The organism is Sporosarcina sp. FSL K6-6792 (assembly GCF_038004885.1).
Classification (GTDB): Bacteria; Bacillota; Bacilli; order Bacillales_A; family Planococcaceae; genus Sporosarcina; species Sporosarcina psychrophila.
The window spans coordinates 1,254,022-1,278,900 of the sequence record NZ_JBBOSA010000001.1; the positions used below are offsets into that span (position 1 = coordinate 1,254,022).

The 24,879-nt window shown below is 38.8% G+C and carries 17 protein-coding genes, 1 tRNA gene and 2 pseudogenes; 2 read left to right on the forward strand and 18 right to left on the reverse strand.

The window, feature by feature from the left end; all coding sequences use genetic code 11:
• Positions 1-395: 395 nt before the first annotated feature.
• The 7 genes from MKZ26_RS06025 to MKZ26_RS06050 form a co-directional block, all read right to left on the reverse strand.
• Positions 396-1,310, reverse strand: coding sequence for a TIGR03943 family putative permease subunit (locus MKZ26_RS06025; protein WP_338652846.1), 915 nt, complete (start codon positions 1,308-1,310; stop codon positions 396-398).
• An 8-nt stretch (positions 1,311-1,318) separates the two neighbouring features.
• Positions 1,319-2,311, reverse strand: coding sequence for a permease (locus MKZ26_RS06030; protein ID WP_340765099.1), 993 nt, complete (start codon positions 2,309-2,311; stop codon positions 1,319-1,321).
• Positions 2,312-2,377: 66 nt separating this feature from the next.
• The gene (locus tag MKZ26_RS06035) at positions 2,378-3,361 is read right to left on the reverse strand and encodes a CobW family GTP-binding protein (RefSeq protein ID WP_340765101.1); all 984 of its coding nucleotides are present in this window, start codon (positions 3,359-3,361) and stop codon (positions 2,378-2,380) included.
• An 853-nt stretch (positions 3,362-4,214) separates the two neighbouring features.
• Positions 4,215-4,685 carry a FixH family protein gene (locus tag MKZ26_RS06040; protein WP_340765103.1) on the reverse strand — a complete coding sequence of 157 codons (471 nt, stop codon included), beginning with the start codon at positions 4,683-4,685 and terminating at the stop codon, positions 4,215-4,217.
• Positions 4,686-4,712: 27 nt separating this feature from the next.
• Positions 4,713-6,086: a PepSY-associated TM helix domain-containing protein gene (locus tag MKZ26_RS06045; RefSeq protein ID WP_340765104.1), complete on the reverse strand. Its 1,374-nt coding sequence runs from the start codon at positions 6,084-6,086 to the stop codon at positions 4,713-4,715.
• An 803-nt stretch (positions 6,087-6,889) separates the two neighbouring features.
• A complete protein-coding gene (locus tag MKZ26_RS22325; RefSeq protein WP_445683401.1) occupies positions 6,890-7,075 on the reverse strand; it encodes a hypothetical protein in 186 nt (61 codons plus the stop codon).
• Between the two features lie 198 nt (positions 7,076-7,273).
• Complete coding sequence (locus MKZ26_RS06050) at positions 7,274-7,474, reverse strand: hypothetical protein (protein ID WP_340765106.1); 201 nt, start codon at positions 7,472-7,474, stop codon at positions 7,274-7,276.
• Positions 7,475-7,538: 64 nt separating this feature from the next.
• Between MKZ26_RS06050 and MKZ26_RS06055 the strand changes: the two are divergent.
• Positions 7,539-8,891, forward strand: a pseudogene (locus tag MKZ26_RS06055) (IS4 family transposase).
• A gap of 142 nt (positions 8,892-9,033) precedes the next feature.
• Here the strand turns inward: MKZ26_RS06055 and gltD are convergent.
• On the reverse strand, positions 9,034-10,515 hold the full coding sequence (gltD, locus tag MKZ26_RS06060; protein WP_340765108.1) for a glutamate synthase small subunit: 1,482 nt from the start codon (positions 10,513-10,515) through the stop codon (positions 9,034-9,036).
• 16 nt (positions 10,516-10,531) lie between these two features.
• Positions 10,532-15,064 (reverse strand): glutamate synthase large subunit, encoded by a 4,533-nt coding sequence (gltB, locus tag MKZ26_RS06065; protein WP_340765110.1) that lies wholly within the window; start codon positions 15,062-15,064, stop codon positions 10,532-10,534.
• Between the two features lie 120 nt (positions 15,065-15,184).
• On the opposite strand from gltB, the gene MKZ26_RS06070 reads away from it, so the two are divergent.
• Entirely contained in the window at positions 15,185-16,087 is a 903-nt protein-coding gene (locus MKZ26_RS06070) for a LysR family transcriptional regulator (RefSeq protein WP_067207950.1), read from the forward strand.
• A 1,036-nt stretch (positions 16,088-17,123) separates the two neighbouring features.
• On the opposite strand, the gene MKZ26_RS06075 is transcribed toward MKZ26_RS06070, so the two are convergent.
• The 9 genes and pseudogenes from MKZ26_RS06075 to MKZ26_RS06110 form a co-directional block, all read right to left on the reverse strand.
• Complete coding sequence (locus MKZ26_RS06075; RefSeq protein WP_187047403.1) at positions 17,124-18,332, reverse strand: ABC transporter permease; 1,209 nt, start codon at positions 18,330-18,332, stop codon at positions 17,124-17,126.
• On the reverse strand, positions 18,325-19,266 hold the full coding sequence (locus MKZ26_RS06080; RefSeq protein WP_340765112.1) for an ABC transporter ATP-binding protein: 942 nt from the start codon (positions 19,264-19,266) through the stop codon (positions 18,325-18,327). Before MKZ26_RS06080 ends, MKZ26_RS06075 begins: the two co-directional genes overlap by 8 nt.
• A 23-nt stretch (positions 19,267-19,289) precedes the next feature.
• Complete coding sequence (locus tag MKZ26_RS06085; RefSeq protein WP_340765114.1) at positions 19,290-20,135, reverse strand: ABC transporter ATP-binding protein; 846 nt, start codon at positions 20,133-20,135, stop codon at positions 19,290-19,292.
• 2 nt (positions 20,136-20,137) lie between these two features.
• Positions 20,138-20,530 carry a GntR family transcriptional regulator gene (locus MKZ26_RS06090; RefSeq protein WP_445683456.1) on the reverse strand — a complete coding sequence of 131 codons (393 nt, stop codon included), beginning with the start codon at positions 20,528-20,530 and terminating at the stop codon, positions 20,138-20,140.
• Positions 20,531-20,542: 12 nt separating this feature from the next.
• On the reverse strand, positions 20,543-21,265 hold the full coding sequence (locus tag MKZ26_RS06095) for a hypothetical protein (protein WP_340765118.1): 723 nt from the start codon (positions 21,263-21,265) through the stop codon (positions 20,543-20,545).
• A gap of 901 nt (positions 21,266-22,166) precedes the next feature.
• Positions 22,167-22,240 (reverse strand) — tRNA-Arg (locus MKZ26_RS06100).
• 473 nt (positions 22,241-22,713) lie between these two features.
• A complete protein-coding gene (locus MKZ26_RS06105) occupies positions 22,714-22,863 on the reverse strand; it encodes a hypothetical protein (protein ID WP_340765120.1) in 150 nt (49 codons plus the stop codon).
• A gap of 63 nt (positions 22,864-22,926) precedes the next feature.
• A pseudogene (locus MKZ26_RS22330) lies at positions 22,927-23,121 on the reverse strand (hypothetical protein); the annotation flags it as partial.
• A 132-nt stretch (positions 23,122-23,253) separates the two neighbouring features.
• On the reverse strand, positions 23,254-24,849 hold the full coding sequence (locus MKZ26_RS06110) for an RNA-directed DNA polymerase (protein ID WP_340765123.1): 1,596 nt from the start codon (positions 24,847-24,849) through the stop codon (positions 23,254-23,256).
• Between the last annotated feature and the right edge of the window lie 30 nt (positions 24,850-24,879).

A 24,879-nucleotide genomic window follows, 5' to 3' on the forward strand; every position in this document is an offset into this window, starting at 1 on the left:
TACAAGAGCATTTTTGAATTAGCAACTGTTTTTATTTCATATTGTGAAAAGTAATTTCTTTAAACTAAGCACACCTGTACTTTCAGGTCATGAATGATCTCTTTTTACTTTGCGGGAGATAAGGTACCCTTAATTATGATTAATGAATTCTTTTAATACTGTTTTACAAGATTATTGGAGTTAGTATAGAAGTTTGAACACACGTTGGTTAAGTCTACATCCTAAAAAGTAGAGATGACCGTTACCACATTAGTTCAGGCAATGGCCGTGGCAATTATTGAGTATTATTCCTTTCGTTGTATTAGGTCCATTTATTTCACGATAGCTATAAACAAGTTTCCGCACATTATTACACCTAAAAAACATAGCCCCTGTCCGGTTGACAAGGGCTATGTTTAATTTATATATGGATTTTCGGGCTCTTCTACCTTCTCTATGTCAGTTATCTGCAGGTAAGGATAATCCCAATCTTCTAGGGTTATTTTCGATAAATAGCCCGTTGCCCTAACCCATTCATCTTCCTCTACTTCAAACATTTCACCAGAAGTCGATAAAATGCCAAAGACAGAAGCATCTGCAACACAACAAGTAATTCCGAATCGTGCAACAACAAACTGATCTTCTTCCAAGTCAGGTTGCTTGTATACAAACCCAACAATTTCTATTTCCTTACCAAGAAACCAATCGAGATAAGCATAAATATTATCGGTAATATCCAGATATCTTGCTTCACTTACAATGATTTTATCGTTTTCTAATAGTTCATCTCTCAGACTTTCCATACGATTAGGGTATTCATCATTTTCATAGTTCATGTCTTCATCAATCTTCGTTCCATCAATGGATTCTTCTACAATGACAGGATCTGTTCCTGGCAAGTCATAGGAGGTATCCGTTTCATCATTTCTAACAGCTGGCAGTGTGGTATTCAAACCTGTTCCATATATAACCCCTCTTTTGGCGACAATTGAACTATCTAAAACGGTCATTGGAAACCACAATCCAGTCAGAACAGGTAAGACAAACAAAGTGTATATAAAAAATGTTTGTAGGGGTGTGCCAGTTTGAGTATGGCTAAAGCCACAATTACAGTATAATTCCTCCAGATTCTTCGATCCACTTCTCCATAGTTGCATAAGCCCCAATACCAATAAAATCACAAGTGCAAAATAAGAAAAGGGAATCATTTTAGGAGCAATATAATAGGTAATATCCCCTGATACTAGCAATCTAAATAAGAGTAGAAAAAAACCCAATAATATAATTCCTCTAAACAAAGCATGAGAACTGTAATCCCGTTCTTCCTGCATAACGCACCTCACATAAATAAGTATTGGTATATCAAAATCATCACATATACAGACACAGTAATAATAGCCATTAAGCCTATAACAAACTTAGAACGGAAATAAGCAAACAGCATAATCGTACCTTTCAAATCTAGCATCGGCCCATAGACTAAAAAAGCAAGAAGTGAGCCTGCGGAGAATGTGTGTGCAAACGAGGATGCTACAAATGCATCCGCTTCTGAGCAAAGTGATAAGATGAACGCAAATCCCATCATAACAAGAGGTGAAGTCATGTCATTGGCAGTAATACTTACCAATAGATTCCTATCAAAGAACGTCTGAAATAAGCTGGCGATCATTGCGCCGATGATCAAAAATTTCCCCATATCGAAAAACTCATCACTTGCATGATAAAATACAGCTTTTATTTTAGGGACTTCCCTGCCACTCGGCTGTATAGGTCTATCCAGCAGTTCCTCTGTTGTCCACTTTAATTGATTACGATTGCGATAGAAAGCATATATGAGACTACCAATTACAATGGCTAATACAAACGCCAATCCCATCCGGGCATACGCAATTGCTGGAGTAGATTGGAAGGCGTAATAGGTAGATGCAAAGACGATCGGATTTAATATAGGTGTCCCAACAATAAAAATAACACCTATATGCAACGGCATCCCCTTTTTCATCAATCTTCGTACCACTGGAATAATTGCACATTCACAAACGGGAAAAATTGCACTTACTAGTACAGCTGGCACGATTGCTATAATAGGATTTTTAGGAATAAACCGTTGTACGGCCTCTTCAGACACAAACGTTTGGATTAGAGCTGATGTAAACACCCCAAGAAACACAAAGGGTAATGCTTCTAATACGATGCTCAGAAAAATGGTATTTACATGCAACATGCTTTTTGGAATTGCCGCTTGTATTTCTGTGAATCCTATTGATAAAAAGAAATAGAGGAGCACTCCTATGAGAAGTAAGCTCACCCCTAAACTTCGTTTGCTTGTCATGAATCGTACTCCTATCTCTCTAATATCCTTAATTTCTGTAAAGTGCTACGCAAAAAAACACGATTTTCATTGCTTTACGAGTTGTTTCCAATGATCGTTTATCTGCTCTGTGTCAAGCCCCAAGCCAATTAAAATAATAACTGGTTTTCTATTTAAAGCGGCGGGGACTGGAGTAAATGCTACCTTCCTTGAAGCATATTGGAAACTGTAAAGTTGGTGTGAGCTTTCGATTTCAACGAACCCTTTTCCTCGTAGTACATTGGCTGGAAGGTGTTTGAGCCATTTTTCGAATCCTTTCTTTCGAACTACAGGGCAATCCTCTAACTTAAGCGCTTGCAATGTCGAGTGATGATGATGATGGTGTTCAACATCCAAAGACGATTTTCCAATCGTAACAGAGTGGATACGCTTTTCGAAAAGCAATTCAGCATCAATTTTACCGTAAACACTTTCCATAATAGTTTTTTCTTGTTTCGATTTCTTTGTGATTTTTTGTTTAATACTTTCAAGTTGATTTAAAGGAACTAGATCCGTCTTATTTAACACCAGTAGACTTCCACAAATCATTTGTTCATGTATTAAATTCCGGACTTCTGTTGAGCTTGAGAATATGCTTTGATACTCCAAATAATTACTAGCATCCAAAACTGTAATAATAGACATTAAGTCAAATTGATCAGTATATGGATGACTCAGAAGAACTTCTTGTATTTCCATCGGATTGGCTACTCCGGTTCCTTCTATAAATAAAACGTCGAGTGGACTGTGTTCCATTTCCGTTATCAACACGTTCATTGTTTCTTTTAAATCTTCTTGGATCGTACAACAAATACAACCGTCTAACAGTTCAAACACCTTTTGATTTTCAAATAGATGACCTTCTACGTTTGTTTGGCCTATTTCATTTAAAATAATTCCCGGCTGTAGCCTCTTTTTCTTACAATGTTCTAGCATATTTAATAACACGGTGGTTTTACCACTCCCAAGAAAACCGCTTAGTACATATACTGGAATCTTCTTACTTGAGTTAATAAAAATCTCTCCTCTCAAATTAGGTTTATATCTATCCTTCTCTCATCAACGACCAAGACAGTTAAAGTTATTATGCTCTGTAACTACTTTAGTCGGCATTATTTCTACTTCACTAATTACAAACAGTAATGTTTACGATTTACTTGTTTGTTTATCATACAAGAGAGTTTTTAAATTAGCAACTGATTTTTTCGTAATGCGAATTTCTAAAAAAAACACTAAAAGAAGGTATATCTGACGATCCTATTGCATAGTTTCAAAATACAATCCAAGTCAACACATCACTAAAATCACGCGCTTTCTTGGTTTATCAAGAAACTCATCGTTAAGAAATTGACCTGCTTTAGTTGCATATTTATTGAACATTAAAAGGAATTTATGAACCTTGCCGCTTCTTCGAATAATCATTTTGAACAATTTGAAAGTTGGAACTCTATAATTCGTCGACAACCTTTCCTTAAATTTAAAAAAGAATTCTATCGCAAATATTAGCAACAACTGACGAATTTCCCTTCGAAACACCAAAGCAACATAGTCTCATCGAACACAATAAATTTAGGCTCCGTTACAATAGAATACGCAATACAAACAAGCTGCATCTGTCCCCCTTCATCTAGACTTTTGTTATACATCATAGAAATCAATAGTCACACACTAAAATTTCCGGTTGTGAATTGAGGATTACAGACGAAGTATAATTTTTAAACACTACAATCACCGGTATGCCCATACTTCAATCCAACTCCACATTGACATTTCTAATCAAACTTCAGTTTGTTATATACTATTAACACATTCAAATAGAAACCTCAGCCACTTTGCAATTAAAAGAGCTAAGGTTTCTACACTGAATCAAGAAATTTTTTCGAGTTTAATGATGATTTTTATGACTCTCTTGTTGTTTTGGTTTTCCTTTTTGCAAGAACTTCATCTCACTTTCAGAAAGCTCTCCTACAACAAATTGTTTTTGTGGCATGATTATAGAACCATCGTTACTTGCATGCACTTTAATATAATATAGACCTTCACTATCAAAGTTTTTGCTCAAACTATACGTACCGTTTCCCTCCTCCTTAGCTTGTTCCATATCAAATTTCACAGAACCATCTTGTTTCCATATCTCAAAATGAACATAATCTGCTCCCTCAACCTTCTTACCATCTTGGGTAAGAATAACCTTAATCGTCTCTTGTTTATTAGCTGAAATGGATTCTGGTATAATTATTTCTGATTCAAGAGGTGTTTCTTGTTTGTATAAATTAGTGACATCCTGTTTAAGTGAACATGCACTTAGCAATAGGCTTAAAATAAAGATCATAGACATACTTATATTTTTTTTCACAGCAAAAGCCACCCTTTACATTTCGGATTATGCATTAAAAAAATTCTTAACCACAGCTATTCTTTGAATAATTAAACAATCAATTAGCCATACAACAATAAGTGATAAGCCAACTAAGGGAAACAAAATCCCTAACCCGATTAACAGGACTAGGAAAAACTTCATTTTCTTTATACTAGGAGCTTTTGGTGCACCCGATCCTTTTTTCGGCTTTCGTTTCCACCATAAATAAAAACCGCTAACTGTAACAAGAATAATTCCTAAACAAATGAGAAGGCTAATTAATTGGTTAATAAAACCATATTGTGTTCCTTTATGTAAGGTAATTCCCCAAGCGACAAATTTTCCGACTAAACCATAATTTTGATAACTATAATTAGCTAGAACTGCACCAGAATATTGATCAATATGCATGGTCACTTCATCTTGTGCTTTCGGTGGATAAGCAGACAAAGTATAGACGCCTTCTGTATCTTGTGGAATGAATATGGTATAACTTGGATGTAGACCTTGACGATTAGCAATCGCAACGACATCATCAATTGGCAAAGGGATGTAACCTTGAATTTTTGAAAGAGGTACATCTAAGTTTTCTGCAGCCCAGGGAACTTCTGCTATGTCTTTTGTTTTAATTATGGATGTTGGAGCATCTCCCGACCAAATAGATGGTGGATACCCTGCACCCGTATTAGTCGCTATCGATTGGAAATTACTACCCCAAAACCCAGACCAGGGCAAACCTGTCATTATTAAAAACAACATTCCTGCTGTTACCCAAAAGGCAGGAACGGCATGCAAGTCTCTTCTGAGTATCTTTTTCCCTTTATTAATTCTCGGATAAAGGACTCCAGACAGCCTTTGATTCTTTTTGGGAAACCATAGATAAAGCCCACTGACAATTAGCACTACTGCCCAACAAGCAGCTAACTCCACAATTCGATCACCTAGTGTGCCTACCATTAGCTCGCCATGTAATTCTTCAATTTTACTCATTATTTTGTCCTTATTAATTAACTCTCCAATAAATTCACCGGTATAAGGATCTATAAAGATTGTTAGGGAATCATTGGTGGCTGTAATACTTATTTCACTCGAACGCATGGTATTTTCTCCAGGACGATATTTTTTGATGATAGCATCAGGGTATAAATTTTTCACTTCTTCAATTTGCGCAGATGCAGATATTTTCTCGACTTGTGGAGTCACTTCATAGTAGTCTTGATAAATTATTTGTTCAATCTGTGGCTTGAATAAATAGATCGAACCAGTAACAGCTAGGATAAAAAGAAACGGGGCAAAAATTATGCCAGCATAAAGATGCCATCTCCATACTATTCTGTACAGTGAGCCGTTTGTTTGTTTTTGGTTTTGCTTAGCAGCTTTTACGTTAACTTCTTCCATTAAGGTCGGACTCCTTTTTCTTCTGAATAGTTTTATTAGTTCCTCTATCATGACTATTTGATAATATATGTGACTTGTGTAAATTGAATGAAGTTTAGGTGGTGTTGATGAATACTATAAAAGATATTGACCATATTCGTATGCTAGCGTAGAAGTGAGCTTTGTCTCATTAATTTGAGACAAAGGCTTTTTTATTCGAATAATTAAAAATCTGTGTAAAACAAGACATATAATAAATAATTTCTTAGTAGCTATTGAAAAAAGTTTGATTATTTATAAGTAATAACCTATTTGGCGCTTACATACTAATCATTCAATACGAAATACGAAAAACACGCTAACCCCTTATAGGTAGCGTGTCCAATCAGTTTCTCAATATCTTGAATGACAATAGATGTCTTGTGCCTATTTGGGTGAAGTATCATCAATGTGCGCCTAAAGCAACTCATAAGTTGCTACACGTCTTCTAAGCCTTTAATCACGTAACCAAAGCATGACTGATTACTCCACTCTTCCCCATTCCATTCTAAATAATATTGACATGGCTTTCTTATCATCGACAAGAACTTCAAGTTGCCCACAGTCATGTTCCTTGGCATTTGTCATGACCTCCCTATCGGGATAGTGTGAACCATCTTCGTTGAATACGAGGCGTAGATGTAGTTTATAACCAGACTTAGTTTTTCGGAACTCCGCCCACTTAAAGTGATTCAAGTTCAATGGAATCGTTGTGGAATCGATAACTTTCAAAGCCGTTCTTGTTTTTGCGGTTGATAACGTGCATTCAATTGACCGACAAGATTCTAGAACAGACTCGAGAGAATGGCTTGATCCACGTCATTATTTTTCCTAGACAATTGGGAAACACTGATTGAAGAGAAACCAAGTGTGGTTTGCAAGTTCTCGTCTGTAAGAGCAGCCTCCATGGCATAAAAACTTTCTTTCCCACTCAAATGGGAGTAAAGCATCAATAGCATGAAAGATTGCATCGCTAATTTTTTCGTATAATAATCCTGTCTGTGTAAATCGACAGATTTTCAAAGTCTATCAAAATTAATGGGTCCAACCCATTAACCAAATGAAGTTTTTAGTGTATTCTTCTCCATGCATAGGTCCTTTTTATTGAATTTGGACAGAAACTACCTGTACAGAACATTACAAAGGAATTTTTCTTTTAGGTTAATTTTTTAAAGTTTGTAAAACTTGGAGTTTTCAATTTTAATTAATGCAACACTAGTGATTTTTTTATCCAATTCAATAATTTCTTTGTCATTTTCAGCTAATAACTCAACTTTCGCACCGAATAAAACAGCGTAATCAGTTGACTGCCCTAGCTTTGTAGCCCGTCCAATAGGTCCTTTGACAATTTCATAACTGAAAAAAGACACCTCATTCTTTGGTATAGTGAGATTACTGAGAAATCACTACCACATAGAAGAAGTGCCTACTAACATGATACATACCCGTGCTACTAATCAACTCCCAAAAGTACTTCGCTCTGTTTTTCCTGAACTAAAGATTTTTAAACACTTATGCAATGCGAGCATTAAAAAGTTAGTCGGTTTCAGCTGTTCGTACTTATTTCAACTTGTCTTTTGCTTAATTTTCCAACATAGAAACTGGTTCTCTCTTTTAGAGTCAAAGAAAGCCGATCGTTATCCGTCCAAGGATGCCGTGTATCGATTCTTAAATCAATCCACGTTCAAGTGGCGTCGTTTTTCACTCTTTTAGTGCCTCTACCATTCAGAAAGTGAGACACTTGACGGATCAAACACGAACAAAGGTATTGATCATTGACGATTTGTCTTTTGATCGAAATCGTAGTAAAGAGGTGGAACTTCTTACGCACTGTTTTGATCATGCTTCACAAAAAATGCACTTTTACAAAGGATTTCGGATGCTCACATTGGGGTGGTCAGATGGGTGTACGTTTATGCCGATGAATTTTTCTTTACTTAGTTTGAAGAAAGCCCCAATCAATGGCATTTCAACGGATATCGATAAACGAACATCTTATAAACGCCGTGTAAATACGTTACAAACGGCTCCTGAACAGATTCCAGCGATGATTCACCGCGCACTTTCCAGTGGAATTGACTCTAGTTATGTCCTGATTGATTCTTGTTTTACGATGCCACCCCTTATCAAAGGAATTGTTGAACAAGGGATTGATGTGATTGGCATTGTAAAAGCGACGAAACAGCGCTATTTAGCAGCTGGTCAGTTGGTTGAATTAATGAAACTTTACCGTTTAGCGCAGCCCGTTCAAGATAAAAGAGCATCCTCCGTTCCATTCATTGTGTGATGTCGAACGGAACATCAGTAAAAAATATTTTCGTTCAAAATCGAAATAAGAAAAGCGAATGGCTCGCCATTCTAAGCACCGACTGTACGCTTTCCGAATAAGAAATTGTTCGAATTTACGGCATGCGCTGGGCTATTGAGGTGTACTTTAAGACGACGAAATCCCTTTTGAAACTCCAAAAAGAGTCTCAAGGTCGTTCATATGATGGATTGATTAGCCACACGACAATTGTATTTTCACGCTATATCGTACTCGCGTGGCAAAACCGCTGTAATACAGATGAACGAACACTGGGTGGGCTTTTTTATGAATTATGCGATGAGGTAAACGAACTGAATTGGGCTGTCGTTTTACAGCAATTGATCGAGCTTTTTCAAGATGTCCTGAAACAAACCAAATCTACACTCAAAAAGTTAATCGAAAAACAATTACAGCAATGGATGGCCGGTTTACCCAGTTATATCAAGGCTTATTTGCCGAGTTCGCCCTGCAAAAGTTGAGTAATAATTGTTTATTACTCGTCTGCGCTCGTGCTATGACATGTATTCCTTGCAGGCTCAACATAAGATAACGAGCAAGTGATCGGCTGTCTGCAGATGAAGTATTAAACCCATCCGTTCAGCTTCCTCCAACGTTGCCGTATTAGCAAATGACTGGCTGCTTACTTACATACTCATTGACTTTTTTCGCTACATCTTGCCCTTCTTTAATGGCCCAAACGATAAGACTTTGACCTTTTCTCGCATCTCCTGCAGTAAATACACCATCTACATTTGTTGCATAATCTTTTGTTGTTGCGGCAATTTTTTTGTTTACAATGTTCACGCCCAATTGATTTGGTAATGAAAGCTCTGCTCCTTCAAATCCAATTGCAACAAACACAAATTGTACAGGCCAAATTTTTTCTGTACCAGGTATTGTTTTAAAGAAATGAACCCCATCTTCCCCTAGTATTTTTTCCATATGAATTGTATGGAGCTCTTTTAAATTTCCTTTCTCATCTGCGACTATTCTCGTTGTTTGGATTAAGTATTCACGAGGATCTTTGCCATATTTAGCTTCCGCTTCCTCATAAGCATATTCCAATTTGTAAATATTCGAATCGGTTGGCCACAAATTGTCTTCCGCTCTTGTATCTGGTAGCTGTGGATGTTTTCCGAACTGGACAACTGATTTACAGTTTTGACGAATTGCAGTTGCCACACAGTCTGCCCCCGTATCTCCTCCACCAATTATGATGACATCTTTCCCTTTTGTATTGATAAATTGCCCGTCAGCAAAATTAGAATCCAGCAAACTTTTGGTAGTAAAAGTTAAGTAATCCATTGCAAGATGAACTCCATTTGAATCGCTACCTTCCATGCGAAGTTCACGTTGTTTCTGTGCGCCGATACATAAAATAATCGCATCGAATTCATCTTTTAATTGATCTGCTGAAATATCTTTACCAATTTCCGTATTTAACACAAAATCGATTCCTTCTTGTTGGAGTAACTGAATTCGACGTTCGACTACATCTTTTTCTAGTTTCATATTTGGAATGCCGTACATGAGTAGTCCACCAACACGGTCCGCACGTTCAAATACAGTTACAGAATGACCCGCTTGATTTAACTCATCTGCGCTTGCAAGTCCAGCAGGTCCAGAGCCGACTATAGCGATTTTTTTCCCTGTGCGCTCTACTGGAATTCTAGGTACTATCCAGCCATTTTCAAATCCTTTATCGATAATAGTTCGCTCAATATTTTTAATCGATACTGCTGGATCTGAAATGGCAAGTGTACAAGATCCTTCGCAAGGAGCTGGACAAACACGACCAGTAAATTCCGGAAAATTATTTGTCATCGATAATCTTTCTAGTGCTTCCTGCCACTTTCCTTTATACACTAAGTCATTCCACTCAGGGATTAAGTTATTAATAGGACAACCGGCAGTCGCACCTTGTATTTCAATCCCCATATGGCAAAAAGGAGTCCCACAATCCATACATCTTGCACCTTGTGTTTGAAGTGCTTCATCTGTTAACTTCGAGGCATACTCTCCCCAATTTTTAATACGTCTGAGAGGGGCTTCTTCCTTTCCTTTTTCTCGTTTATAATCCATAAATCCAGTAGGTTTACCCATTTACTATTCCCCTCTCTTATTTTTTCACAAGCGTGAGTAGCTTTATTTCTGCGTTCACGGAAGTTGCTAAAAATGCTTGCATTGCAGCTGCATCATCCGTTAAACCATCTCTTTTAAAGTCAGCGATTTTTTCGAGCATTTTCTTATAATCATTTGGCACGACCTTTACAAATCTTTGAACATTTTCCTCCCATTTATCTAGTATGTTCATAGCTTTCGTGCTTTTCGTATAATAATAATGATCCATAATTAACTGGCGAATCGCATGTTTTTCTTCTGATAATTCAATTCGTTCAAATCCAATCATTTCTGTGTTACATTTTTGTTTGAATCCGTCCAAGTCATCAACAAGTACATACGCAATTCCGCCAGACATTCCTGCACCGAAATTTTTCCCAACATCCCCTAATATGACAGCACGACCACCTGTCATATATTCACAGCCATGATCCCCGATGCCTTCTACGACAACATCTACTCCACTATTTCGAACTGCAAAGCGCTCTCCAGCACGTCCATTTATAAATGCAGTTCCACTTGTTGCACCGTATAGCGCAACATTTCCAGCAATAACATTTTCTTCAGCAACACCTTGAATAGGTGCAGTGACAATCAGTTTTCCACCAGATAATCCTTTGCCAAAATAATCATTTACATCCCCTGTTACATACATAGACATCCCTTTTGGTATAAACGCACCAAAACTTTGCCCGGCTGCTCCAGTAAATCGAAGTGTGATCGAATCGTGGGCTAATCCTCTAGCACCATATAGTTTGGATATTTCGCTTCCAATAATCGTGCCTACTACACGGTCCGTGTTTGCAATTGGATAATTCAATTCCACTTTGGATTCACTTAGAATAGCATGTTCTACTTTTGGTAATAATTCACGTAAGTCAAATGATTGTTCTATTTTATGATTTTGTGGAATTTTAAACGTACGTGCTCCCTCTGGCTGATAAAGCAACGCCGTTAAATCCAATTGTTTTGCTTTCCAATGTTCTTTTGCACGATCACTAACTTCTAGCACATCCGCACGTCCCACCATTTCTTCTACAGTTCTGAATCCAAGTAACGCCATATACTCACGAACTTCTTCCGCTACGAATTTCATGAAATTCACAACATAATCAGCACTTCCTGTGAATTTATTGCGAAGTTCCGGATTTTGAGTCGCAATCCCGACTGGACAAGTGTCTAGATGACACGCACGCATCATAATACAGCCTAAGACGATTAATGGAGCTGTTGCAAATCCATACTCCTCAGCTCCAAGTAAGGCAGCCATTACAACGTCTTTACCAGTCATCAATTTCCCATCCGTTTCCAGTCTCACTTTATCACGTAAACCGTTTAATATTAATGTTTGATGTGCTTCTGCGAGTCCTAGCTCCCAAGGTAGTCCCGTATGTTTAATGCTTGTTTTAGGAGATGCACCTGTTCCACCGTCATATCCACTAATGACAATCACATCTGCTGCACCTTTTGCCACCCCAGCAGCAATCGTTCCAACACCCGATTTCGCCACTAGTTTCACACTAATACGAGCAGTTCTATTCGCATTTTTTAAGTCATGAATTAATTGCGCCATATCTTCAATCGAATAAATATCATGATGTGGAGGTGGAGATATTAATCCAACTCCAGTTGTCGATCCACGAACATCGGCTACCCATGGGTATACTTTATTACCTGGTAACTGACCACCTTCGCCCGGTTTCGCACCTTGCGCCATTTTAATTTGCAGTTCATCTGCCTGCACTAAATAATGACTTTTCACTCCAAATCGACCAGACGCTATTTGTTTAATGGCACTTCTTCGGTTATCTCCATTGTCATCTAGTTCATAACGGCTAGGATGTTCTCCACCTTCTCCGCTATTACTTTTACCACCTAGACGATTCATCGCAATAGCAAGTGTTTCATGGGCTTCTTTGCTTAATGAACCAAACGACATCGCTCCCGTTTTAAATCGTTTGACAATGGAATCTACAGACTCGACTTCTTCCAGTGGAATACATTTAACATCTTTTTTAAATGTCAATAAATTACGTAAAAATCCAATACGCTCTTCATTTGCCATTTCTGCATATTGTCTATATAAACCGTAATCCCCTTTTCGAGTAGCCCACTGAAGTGTGTGGATCGTTTTTGGATTAAATGCATGATGTTCACCAGTACTTCTCCACTGGAAATCGCTACCTGAATCTAAAGAAACCCCAGTGGAATCTACAGCTGCTTGATGTCTTTTATGCGCTTCTTCCACAATCGTTTCTAGATTAATACCTCCTAATTGAGAAACGGTTCCTGTAAAATAACGTTCAATCACTTCTTTACTAATCCCTACCGCTTCAAAAATTTGAGCTCCGCGATAACTTTGAACAGTTGAAATACCCATTTTCGACATTACTTTCACTACACCATCTGCAATACCTTTACTATATTTCGCAACCGCTACTGCATAACTACTATCAATATGCCCTTCTTCGATTGCTTCTGCAATCGTTGCATAAGCAAGATATGGATTAATCGCATCTACCCCAAATCCAATCAGAGCAGCAAATTGATGTACTTCTCTTGCTTCACCAGATTCCACAATAATACTTACCTTCGTTCGATTTCCTGTGCGAAGTAAATGTTGATGGAGGCTACTTGCAGCTAGTAGGACTGGAATTGTAGATTGCTTTACATCCAACAGTCGGTCGGAAAGTATGAGCAAGGCTATCCCTTGTGCTATATATTCATCCGCTTGTTTAGAAACATGACATAAATCGATTTCTAAATTTGCAGACATAGTTAAATCTATAGTTGCACTTCGGAATTTGTTTGATTTCATATCGTTTAATTGGCTAGACTGGCTATTTGTTAAAATAGGTGTTTCTAAAAAGATTCGTTCGCTATTAGATCGATTTGGATGCAGTAAATCTCCTTCTGCTCCAAGTAGCGTCATTGTAGATGTCACAATATGCTCACGAATTGAATCTATTGGTGGATTTGTTACTTGTGCAAAGAGCTGTTTAAAATAATTAAATAACGATTGTGGTCGATCTGATAAAACGGCTAGTGGTGTATCATTCCCCATTGATCCAATTGGGTCTTTGCCATCTAACGCAATCGGAATCATGTATTTTTGAATATCTTCATATGTGTAGCCAAATGCTTTTTGTTTGAACAACAAATCATCTATTTGCTCTGGTTCTTCCATTTCAGATGTAATAGTTACTAAATTTTCGTCTAACCATTGTTGGTAAGGTAATGCATTTGCCATATCTGATTTAATTTCTTCGTCTGAAATAATACGACCTTGTTCTAAATCAACAAGTAGCATTCTTCCAGGGGTTAAACGTTCTTTGTATAAAATATTTTCTTCTTCTACATCTACTACCCCTACTTCAGAAGAGAAAATAATATAATCATCTTTTGTCACATAGTACCGAGCTGGTCGTAAACCATTGCGATCTAAAATTGCCCCAATTTGTTTCCCATCTGTAAATGAAATAGCTGTTGGTCCATCCCATGGCTCCATTAAACTGCTGTGATAAGAATAGAAAGCCTTTTTCTCCTCAGTTATATGAGGGTTTTCTGTCCAAGGTTCTGGTATTAACATCATGGCAGCGTGAGCTGGTTTTCTACCAGCAAGTACAAAAAATTCAAATGCATTATCTAACATGGAAGAGTCGCTCCCATTTGTATCAATGATTGGCAAAAGTTTTGGAAGATCCTCCCCAAATGCTTCTGATACAAATTGTTGTTCCCGTGCTTTCATCCAGTTAATATTTCCACGTAATGTATTTATTTCGCCGTTATGAACAATATATCTGTTTGGATGTGCTCTTTCCCAACTTGGAAATGTATTGGTACTATAGCGAGAATGTACTAATGAAAAGGCAGATGTAAATAACTCATCTTGAAGATCCACGTAAAAAAGATTCACCTCTTTGGGAGTAAGTAATCCTTTATAGACGATTGTCTGACTTGACAGACTTGCACAATAGAATTTTTTATCCTGTTGTAGTGCCCAGTGCTCCACTTGTTTTCGAATGATATATAATTTACGTTCAAATGCAAGTGAATCAGTTGCGTTTATTGCTCTGATGAATACTTGACGAACGACTGGTACTGTCTCTTTTGCTTTTTCACTTAGAACACTAGCGTTAATTGGAACTGTCCTCCACCCGATGAGTTCTTGCCCTTGCGCAATAATCATGTCGTTAATTTTTTGTTCAATGCCCGCACGTTCTTCATTATTGTCTGTAAAAAATAGCATTCCTACGCCATAAGCTCCTTTTTCCGGCAAATCCCATTCATTACACACAACACGAAAATAAACATCTGGTATCTGCACCATCAGTCCTGCACCATCACCCGTTTGACCATCGCTTCCACGTCCCGCACGGTGATCAAGTCGACATAACATTTCTAATCCTTTTTCTACGATATTATGTGTTGCATTTCCTTTTATATGTGCATATAAACCTATCCCGCATGCGTCATGTTCAAACGTTGGATCATACATGCCCTGTGCTTTCGGTAATTGATGAAATGTCATTTGAACCCCTCCATTTTCCATAAAAAGTAACTTACTAATATTATATGTTTTCAAACTAATACAAACAATATATAATTTGGATATAAATGATCTGTTTTTGAGATAGATTAGGAGGGAAGTATGGAAATACGCCAGTTGAGGTACTTTATCGAAGTAGCAGAACGTGAACATATTTCAGAAGCAGCTATTCATTTGCATGTAGCCCAATCAGCTGTAAGTAGACAAATTGCAAATTTAGAAGATGAACTTGGAGTAGAATTATTTGAACGTGTTGGTAGAAATGTGAAGTTAACACAAATTGGTAAGATTTTTTCAGAACATAGCATTTCTGCTTTGCAAGCGATTGATTATGCGAAAAAACAAATAGACGAATATTTAGATCCAGATAAAGGGACTATCAAAATTGGATTTCCTACTAGTTTAGCTGGTCACTTATTACCTACTGTCATTTCAGCGTTTAAAAAAGAATATCCCAATGTAGCGTTTCATTTACGTCAAGGATCATATAATTATTTGATCGATGCTGTGAATAAAAGGGAACTAAATCTTGCCTTTTTAGGACCACTTCCTCCAAAAGATGACTCGATCAACACATCTATATTATTTACTGAAAATTTCTCTGTACTTTTACCTTCCAATCACCCCTTTGCAAAACGTGAGAAGCTACAACTTATTGATTTAAGAAACGATGATTTCATATTATTTCCAGAAGGATATGTACTTAAAAAAATTGCAGTAGAAGCATGTAATAGCGTTGGGTTCACACCGAAAACTTCATCAGAAGGAGAAGATATGGATGCCATCAAAGGGTTAGTAGCAGCAGGTATCGGTGTAACTATTTTACCCGAAAGCTCTTTTTACGATTCTACACCACGATTTACAGTTAAAATACCAATAGAAACACCAATCATTCGAAGAACCGTTGGAATCATTAGCCCCGCAACTCGAGAGCTTTCGCCATCTGAAAAGGTATTCCATCAATTCGTCACCCGCTTCTTCTCTATCCTTGGTCAGTACCAGTAACATCCCTGTACTATTGGCTAAAAAATCATTAATAATCGAGACAAAATCGTGAGTTTCATGTTTTTCATTACTCACCAAAATTCTGGATGGTTTTTACCCCATCCAGAATTTTACGGTAAATAAAAAACTTTAATCGGACTGTATTTATTGTTCTCGACAGCGGAGAATTAGTTTAAGACCCCGCTTTTTTCAAAATCTCCGAAATTTCACATCTGTCCCCTTAAGAAGTACAGCTTTCTTTATTTCCACATAATACATTTCGTTCTTTGCCTAAAATCTTGTATTTGAAACAGCGTTTATCCGGACAAAAAAACGTCAAAACCTTATCAAAAGGGTTTGACGTCTTTACGTGAATACTTTTGGAATTAGCACAGTTCCTCGGCAATTTACAGTTGAGATTACAAAGGGTCAATCTCTCCACCTTACTTAATAAGAAAATCACGTCTGTTGATTAACCATTTTCTTGCATAAATAACAGGTAAGCAAAAGGTTGAAAACCCATTTTCAGAAGAGCTACCTTTTTCAACAGGTATCAGTGCCCGAAGATGTAATTTCGGGCACTCTGGTACATTGCACAATGTGTTTTTAAATAAGGCTTAAACTCAACATCATGTAAGCTCCTATAGAAAGTGACACTTCCTAAAATAAGAAAAGACCATAAAGAAAGCTTCAGCCGCCAAAATTACATCTTTGGCGGCTTTTTACCCAGTTAGGAACCCTCCATTCCCTTGTTCCCAAAAGCATTAGCACTTCGTGTACCTTTGCCTTTGGGGCGCGACGGATGAACGACCACCAATCGATAACTGAAAAAGATGTATAGGTATGCGGCGAAGTCGCATTCCTATACATCAAAATAGCTCAGTTATATATAGAAGTTGTTCAATCCAAAGCGAGCCAGAAGCAACTATGCACCGAGCGCCTAGTAGTCCATTAAGTTATTTATTGGTTATTTTTAGTTAATCAACACATGTGTAAGAAAGTTTTCTATACTATAATTTATTAGGTTAATAGATATTGAATAGCAAGTTCTATCTTTTTACGCCCGAATCCATTTCCAGATTTCGCCCGGTGTAGCGTTCTTGCCATACATCAGGATGCCAATCTTGAAGACTTTGCCCGCAAGTTTCATGAAGACCCAGACGCTGACGACAAGAATTCCGATGGCGATAATGATTTGCACCCACGGCCATTCTTCAAGAAGTGACAGGCGCATAATGAGAACGCCAGGTGATGTAAACGGGATATAGCTTCCAAGCTGCGCCCAGAATCCGCTTGGATCGCTGAAGACTGGTCCAATGAAAAGGAATGGGCTGAATGGTAACATCATGACCATGCCCTGGAAATTCCCCGCTGTCGAGATATCAGCCATTGTGGCACCGATTCCGACGAATAGCGCCGCATAGAGCAGGTATCCGAGGATAGAAATGAATATTAGCACTAGAAGTTCGGGCACTAACAGATACTCAATAATCGGAAAATCGATTTTCCAGATGAGCACCGGCAGCGCGATGACAATATAGACAACGACCTGGATGATACCGAGGACAAAATAGCCGATGATCTTGCCTTGCATCAGTTCTGCAGGCGTTAAAGACGACAGAATAATCTCAGCAATTTTGTCTTTCTTCTCCTGGGACGCGCTTTGGAAGATTGCCATTCCGGTGAAGACAATTGACAGCATGACGACAGCGGCAAATGCTCCTGGAATCACACGTTCCAGCATGTTTTCACTGAACAGGCCGCCTTCTTCCGGTTTTTCTGAAGCATCTTCAAAGACGACTCCCTGCGCGACAACTGCCGCTTCTTCCTGTGTCAGGCCGAGCTGTTCGATCTGCAGCATCTGTAGTGGACCACCGAGGATCTGGACTTCATCCATGAAGGCTGAACTCGTATCTTCATGCGTGTAAACTGCAACTTTTCCGGTTTCAATTGCCTGTTCGTCGATGAAGATATACGCAGCGTCTTCTTTGCCTTCCAGCGCTGAGGTGGCTTCCTGTTCTGTGGTGTCTGTCTGTTCCATCTGCCATTCGGTATTTGCTACCGCTGCTTCCAATTGTCCGTAGACCCCGAGCTGGTCATTGACGTAGACTGTCGTTGTCGCTGCTTCATCATCCGAACTGAACAGGTCTGGCAGCAGGAAAAATGCTAGGAAGATGATTGGTGTCAGGAATAGGCCGATGATGAACGACTTGCTTTTCATATTGCGTTTGATTTCCCATTTGGCGACTTTCATCGTGTTACGCATGCAACTCACCCACTTCCTTCAAAAGATTCTTGTCCGTGGCGATATCTATGAAGATTTCATGGAGCGAAATCCGGTCGATCGATAGTTCCTGAATGTCGAGTTCATCTGGAAGATTTTTCAGCCAGACAGCGGGTTGCACATGTTTTGTGAGATAAAGCACAGCCGTTGCCCCATTCTGTTCGACCCGCTCGACTTCCGGCAGGTTTTCAAGCAGGCTGCGGCTGTTGCGGCTGTTGCTGCCGTTGATCGTGCATTTGAAATTAGCATATTCCTTTTTGACATCACTCAGGGTCCCGTAGATCACTTTCGTGCCGCGGTGAATCAAGAACAGCCGGTCCGCCATCTCTTCGACAAGGTTCATCTGATGCGAAGACAATAGAATCGCCGTGCCTTTTTTGGCCAGTGAACGTATTTCTTCTTTGAACAGCTCCTGGCTGACCGGATCAAGACCTGAGAACGGCTCATCCAGAATCAGCAGTTCCGGTTCATGAAGAATGGAGGCGATAAACTGGACTTTCTGCCCCATCCCTTTCGACAACTCCTCGACCGATACTTTATCCTTGCCCTCTAGGCCAAACTTTTTCAAGTACTCGAGCGCGCGTTCTTTAGCGCGGTCCAGCGGATAATCCTTCAGGTCCGCAAGATACAGCAGAATGTCCATGACCTTGACGTTTTTGTAGAGCCCCCGCTCTTCCGGCAGATAGCCAATTTTATCACGCGGGATATCTTTCGTAGAGCGATTCCGGAAAGCAATCGTACCTTCATCGGGATACAAGATGCCCATGATATTGCGGATTGTCGTCGATTTCCCCGCCCCGTTCGGTCCGAGTAGCGCCATAATCTCCCCTTTTTTCACTTCGAAGGAAATATTTGAGACAATCTTCTTGTCCTTGAAGGATTTTCCTAATCCTTCTACAGTAAGCATTGTTTCCATTTCTCTCATCCTCTCTTAGTTCTCTACTTCAGCAGAAGGCTGATGATTTCTTCCAGTTCCAAGGCTTTGACATCAATGACACTGTGTTCGTGTTGCGTGAAATACTGTTCCGTTGTGTCAGGATTATCTGATATCAGCTCGTTTCCGGAACGGGAAAGCTCACCCGGTACTCCCACCGCCGGCATTTCTTTGAGCCAATAGCGGCGGAATCCCGCAGCGAGCATGTCTTTCTCATACCAGCCGATCGCCTGTCCGTCCTTCATCAGAAACAAGTAATCCGCCAGTTTCTGAAGATCCTCCGGCTGATGAGTTGTCAGGATGACAGCACGGTCCTCCTTTTCCATCCATTCGACAAGCAAATCCATGAATTGTTTTTTTGATGGGATGTCAAGTGAGACGGTAGGTTCATCGAGAATCAGGATATCAGTATTCCGCGGCAATGCGAGCGACAGGCTCAGCTTCTGCTGGAGACCTGGCGATAATTTGCCGAAACGCTTATCGAGCGGGATGTTGAACAGCTGGATCATGCGTTCAAAAAGCTTCTCATCCCATTTCGTATATAAAGGGGCAATCAGCCTTTTCAGGTCCTCTCCTGTATAGGCGTTCCAGCCGACAGTGTTTTGCGGTTGGTACGTGACATGCCTTTTCCAACTTTCGTCTTTCCCGTCGACCGATTTACCGAAAACCCTAATCCCTCCTCCGTCCAGATTCGCCAGATTCATAATCAGCTTCAGCAAGGTGCTTTTGCCAGAGCCGTTATTGCCGACCAGCGCCGTGATGGTCCCCGGCTCAATCACTAGGCTGATAGGCCCGAGCTGAAAATCATCAATCTTTTTATTCGCGTCTTTTATTTCAATCCATGGCTGCATTGTCATTCCCCTTTCGCAAGTTTTTCTAAAGTCTCTTCAAAAACCGTTTTGATTTCATCGACAGTATAGTCGTAATCCATCGCGTTGCGGATGGCCCGTTCGAATTCCGTTTGGACGGAAGCCGTCATTGTTTCCTGTTTCATGGAGTTCTGTATTTCTGCGACAAAAGTCCCTTTGCCCTGGGCTGTTTCGATGAAGCCCTGTGACTCCAGGTCCTGATAGGCGCGACGTATCGTGATGACGCTAATCTCCAGGTCTTTCGACAGCACCCTGATTGACGGAAGCGGCGTTCCTGCAGGCAAATGGCCTCCCGCAATCAGTGCTTTCAGCTGCTTTTCAATCTGGTGATAAATCGGTTCACGAGAATCTTTGGATAAGCGTATCGGCAGCAAAATCCAGCCCCCCTCTCACAGATATTCCGTTTTCTTCATGGTTTTTCTCATATCCGCTTGCCAGTATTTACAGCCCGCAATGCTTAAGACAATAGCCACGATGACTGACAGCAGTGTCCATTCAGTTGCAAGCGACATCGTCCAGTAGATAAAGCCGTCCTCTGATAAAAGCGGGAACATGAAATAAAGTGCAACGGCGCCAATCACCAAGTAAATAAACGATTTTACGATGGTACTCGTATTGAAATTTCCTCCCGCTTCGCTCGCCGCCATGATAAAGCCGACTGCAATCGATAAGCCCAGCCAAATCAGCAGGAATGCAATGTAAGCGATAGGCGTCATCATGTCCCGGAAATTCTCCGACATCAGCGGCATCGCGATGAACAGAACCAACTGGAACGGAAATGAACAGAATGCATGAATGATGAAGCGGCTTTTGACGATGATGTTTTTCGAGATCGGCAGCTGCTGCAGCATGATGATTGAGGGCGCTGTCCATAAATCCCCATCCATCTTCTGCATCTGGAATTCCTTACCCTTCATCCAGGTCGGGAACATGAAGAAAATCAGCATGAACATAAAATCAAAGAATTTGAATTCGCCTTCCAGGTAAACATCGAACGACAGCATGAAAATCAGGCTCATCACGATATAGAAAATCAGGATTAGTAGAAAGCTTTTTATTGAAGCCTTTATTTCAAAAGCTGCGAGCCTGTATGCTTCTTTCCATTCATTCATATATAAACACCCTTTCTTAACTGTTATACTGTTTATACTCATATACACAGTAACATATTCTTTTTAGAGTGGTCAATTCATTTTAAAAAAGAATAAACAGTAGTTTAGGAGCGTGGCATAATTTTCTTGAAGAGAAATATAGTGAAACAGTTGAAATAGATGGAAATATCTATATTACAATTGGTGATGTTTTATTGCTTATTAAATAGCAGTGGACGCAAGTTATAAAAAACTTGCGTCCACTTTTTATTTATGATCAGATTTTATTCTCTATCTACAAGTTCTAAGAATATCTCTCTCCAAGCTACAGCAACTGCACGACCCTCTTCCGGCAATTCGTTTACAAATGGAGATAAAACAGTACAGTTGGTATCCTGTTCTTTTACCCTACTTACTAAAAAGACTGATCTGATGTAATTCATACATCTTTTTTCAATGCCCAAGGAGGGATTCGTCACCCCACCGACGGCTTAGCTAAACACTAGGAACCTCGCGATAATCACATTGTGGGCCTGATTATTTTTCGGCACTTCTACTCTCAAACTTATGACTTATCAAATCGTTTAGGGTCAAACTAATAGTATTCAACGGTTTGTGGACAATAAACACAGTACACATCAATTTCGTTTTTGTCGGCAACTGATGTCACTATTCTTTTTGTATAAAAAAAGATGAACGAAATCTGACTTCTAAATTCAAACTTTATAAACAACATATCAATCGATATTTCTTTCAAAAGCATAGTGTCGAAACGCGCTAATCAATTGTCGTGTTAGAAATCCGCGTAGTTACTGTTCAAAACAATCAAATTCAACCAGGCTCTCAGCAAATAAAAAACACCTGAAACATTGAATTAACAATGTTTCAGGTGTTTTTTATTCAAATTAATTTTATTACATTATGTCCCAGGAGGGATTCGAACCCCCGACCGACGGCTTAGAAGGCCGTTGCTCTATCCAGCTGAGCTACTGAGACAACACAGTCATACCAACAATTTGAGACGTTTTTTAACTCTACTAGGGATTCGGTCAAATTACGTTTTTAGACCGAAACTATCTTTGAACCAATGATAACATTATACAAGCCTATTGCAAAGCTCAGTTCGTTACGTTAGCAACTTCAATTAGTGGGTGTATGAGGTCACTTTTATATAGGAAGATACTCTTCCTCAATATCGGATACGTCCCCCTATTTCCACAATAAGCTCTGTTTGCGCTCTTAAGGAGAAACAATGAAAGCAAGTCAACATCAAAGCATAAGAACGCTCACAGGATGTTCTCAGATGGCATTATCTGTTTTGACAATACAAATAAAAAACGAGATAAACACTTGGTTACCTCGCCTCATTGCTACACGTATTCTCTTGCTTCTCAACCGCCTGAACTTGTTCTATACGCTCTTTTGAACACACCATACATTTGCCTTCGTAGGAGCGCTATATCTTCCTTTTATTTATCTGTTTGTTTTTGCTTATTTTTCAAATACTCCGCACGTATTTTTTCAAGTTGCTGCTTTTTATCAAATTTGGCAGGCTTGTGTTTTTCATGATACTTCGTCACAGCTGCCTTACCTTTGGTATCCAATTGATATTTCCCCACTTTGTTCACCTACTTTTCTTGTCTTTAAAGAGAATCTATTCAACAAATATAATACACCCTATTTTACGTCTTTAATGTAACCCTCAGATTCTGAAATAAGACCTTCTGAGGACTAGTATATACCATATGGCTGCATAATAAAAAGAGAATCCTCAAAATAAGGACTCTCCTTAAAAATATATTTATAGTAATGACAATAACTGCTTCAGTAGTCAAGAACATCGCTGCAACAGATGCTGCGTTTTGGAGTGCATAACGCTGTCGTAGAGCCGTTCATTCATAATTTCATTATAGGAATACCACTTCTCGATATTTCTTTATTCTTCCTATTGTAAACCAATTGTAGCTTCTTGTGAAGTGTTCCCACAAATTACCGTAACATGTCAATGACTATCTACTTTCAGCCCACTTTACAACCGCTATCTCCAAAACGTCCAATCTAGGTAAGATAGAGCGATACCAGTGACTGGCTTCATCTCCAGGAAGACAATTAGCAGAAGCTAAAAATGCCCTTCTTTGCCAATTAGGTAATTGCATGATGTTTCTCTTCCTAGTCTTAAACCATGATTGTTGATTTGCTTGACCAAGTGCTAATATTATTTTCCTTCTTGAAAAGTCATCGAAATATTCATTATAGCGTGCCGCCAGATTAGCGATATTCCAACCTTTTCCATTGCTAAATGTATTAAAAATCCACATTCTATGATATTCCAAATGACCAACAATGGAATCATCTAATATCCTAAATAATTTTTCACTCACTACTTCCTTCTGCTGATCATTTAATTCTAATTCATTAACATATACAAGAATATGTTTAAAAGCTATATATAGTTTGTCGATATTTTCTAAAACTAAATCCAACGCATCAGCATTTTTTAATTGAGTCATTCTTCTCAAAGTAAATCCGATTACTTTGGCATCAACAATTTCTGAATCAATTTGCTCTTGGAGAATCGCTTCAAGGTTTAAATTATCTATTTGTTGCTGAATTTCAGGTGGTAATATTTCATAATTAATTTCTCCATAGGGGTCTTCTATTCCCATTTCCTGTAGTATTTCTAAAAACTTATCTGATAATCTCTGAACCTCAATAGACTTCTCTGATTTTAAGTATTCCCTTCTAAATTCATCCACAGATACTATCCTAGTTTTGTGTTGTTGTAAAGTTAAACCATGATTCTCAAACAACATTTCCGCTAACAACGCTAACTGTTGATAAGCTTCTTTTTCAGTAGAGCAAAATATACGAAAATCATCAACATACCTACAAAAATCCACACCTTCACTAAGCAATCCTTCATCTATATCATGAAGAGTAAGTTCAGCTAATAACCTGGATGCATCTTGCCCAACTGGTATTCCGTATGAAATGCTATAATTCCAATTGTTTAATAAACGTTTTATTGCACGGGCGTGGTTGGTCTTAGTTGTAGAAGAACTTAAAGCATTTTCCAACGGATGAAGATATAGCCTAGGAAAAAAGTCTGCAATATCTGCGACAACTATATATTTGATACTGTCATCCCCTATTAACTCATCAACTTTTGTTTCGCAATAGTTCAGAAATCCTCCATAATTAATTTCCGTATCAAACATTCTACCTTCTTCATTAGGATTAAACCTACAGGAAAAAACAACATTTTTGTCTATAGGAATCCTTTTTGATTCTATGTCTCTACCTATCTCATAAACTAGGGCATGATAAACTAATGTATCCAATGGGTCTAATTGGGTTGATAATCGAAAACCATACTTATGTTTTGGTGTTAGACTTCTTCTAAAGTCCCTTACACTCCACTTTAGCATATCTTGCTCTCTTAAATATTCCTTTAATGTTGAGCCATTCGGCAATTCCCTTGTGTCTTTTTCCCACAAATACCTTATTGCTTCATATTCAAAAGGAACTGGGAATATATCTGTATCACCGTAAGCCTCGATATGTTTTAACGCCCATTCTAATGATTCATTGCTTAACTTTAACAATATATTTTCCTCCAATTATTATAATAATAT

What these genes read in the sequence shown, in the direction of transcription:
- MKZ26_RS06025 (WP_338652846.1), bottom strand. Translation starts at nt 1,310, where the DNA reads ATGCAGGAAGAACGGGATTACAGTTCTCATGCTTTGTTTAGAGGAATT.
- MKZ26_RS06030 (WP_340765099.1), bottom strand. Translation starts at nt 2,311, where the DNA reads ATGACAAGCAAACGAAGTTTAGGGGTGAGCTTACTTCTCATAGGAGTG.
- MKZ26_RS06045 (WP_340765104.1), bottom strand. Translation starts at nt 6,086, where the DNA reads ATGGAAGAAGTTAACGTAAAAGCTGCTAAGCAAAACCAAAAACAAACA.
- MKZ26_RS22325 (WP_445683401.1), bottom strand. Translation starts at nt 7,075, where the DNA reads ATGCAATCTTTCATGCTATTGATGCTTTACTCCCATTTGAGTGGGAAA.
- gltD (WP_340765108.1), bottom strand. Translation starts at nt 10,515, where the DNA reads ATGGGTAAACCTACTGGATTTATGGATTATAAACGAGAAAAAGGAAAG.
- gltB (WP_340765110.1), bottom strand. Translation starts at nt 15,064, where the DNA reads ATGACATTTCATCAATTACCGAAAGCACAGGGCATGTATGATCCAACG.
- MKZ26_RS06070 (WP_067207950.1), top strand. Translation starts at nt 15,185, where the DNA reads ATGGAAATACGCCAGTTGAGGTACTTTATCGAAGTAGCAGAACGTGAA.
- MKZ26_RS06075 (WP_187047403.1), bottom strand. Translation starts at nt 18,332, where the DNA reads ATGCGTAACACGATGAAAGTCGCCAAATGGGAAATCAAACGCAATATG.
- MKZ26_RS06080 (WP_340765112.1), bottom strand. Translation starts at nt 19,266, where the DNA reads ATGGAAACAATGCTTACTGTAGAAGGATTAGGAAAATCCTTCAAGGAC.
- MKZ26_RS06085 (WP_340765114.1), bottom strand. Translation starts at nt 20,135, where the DNA reads ATGCAGCCATGGATTGAAATAAAAGACGCGAATAAAAAGATTGATGAT.
- MKZ26_RS06095 (WP_340765118.1), bottom strand. Translation starts at nt 21,265, where the DNA reads ATGAATGAATGGAAAGAAGCATACAGGCTCGCAGCTTTTGAAATAAAG.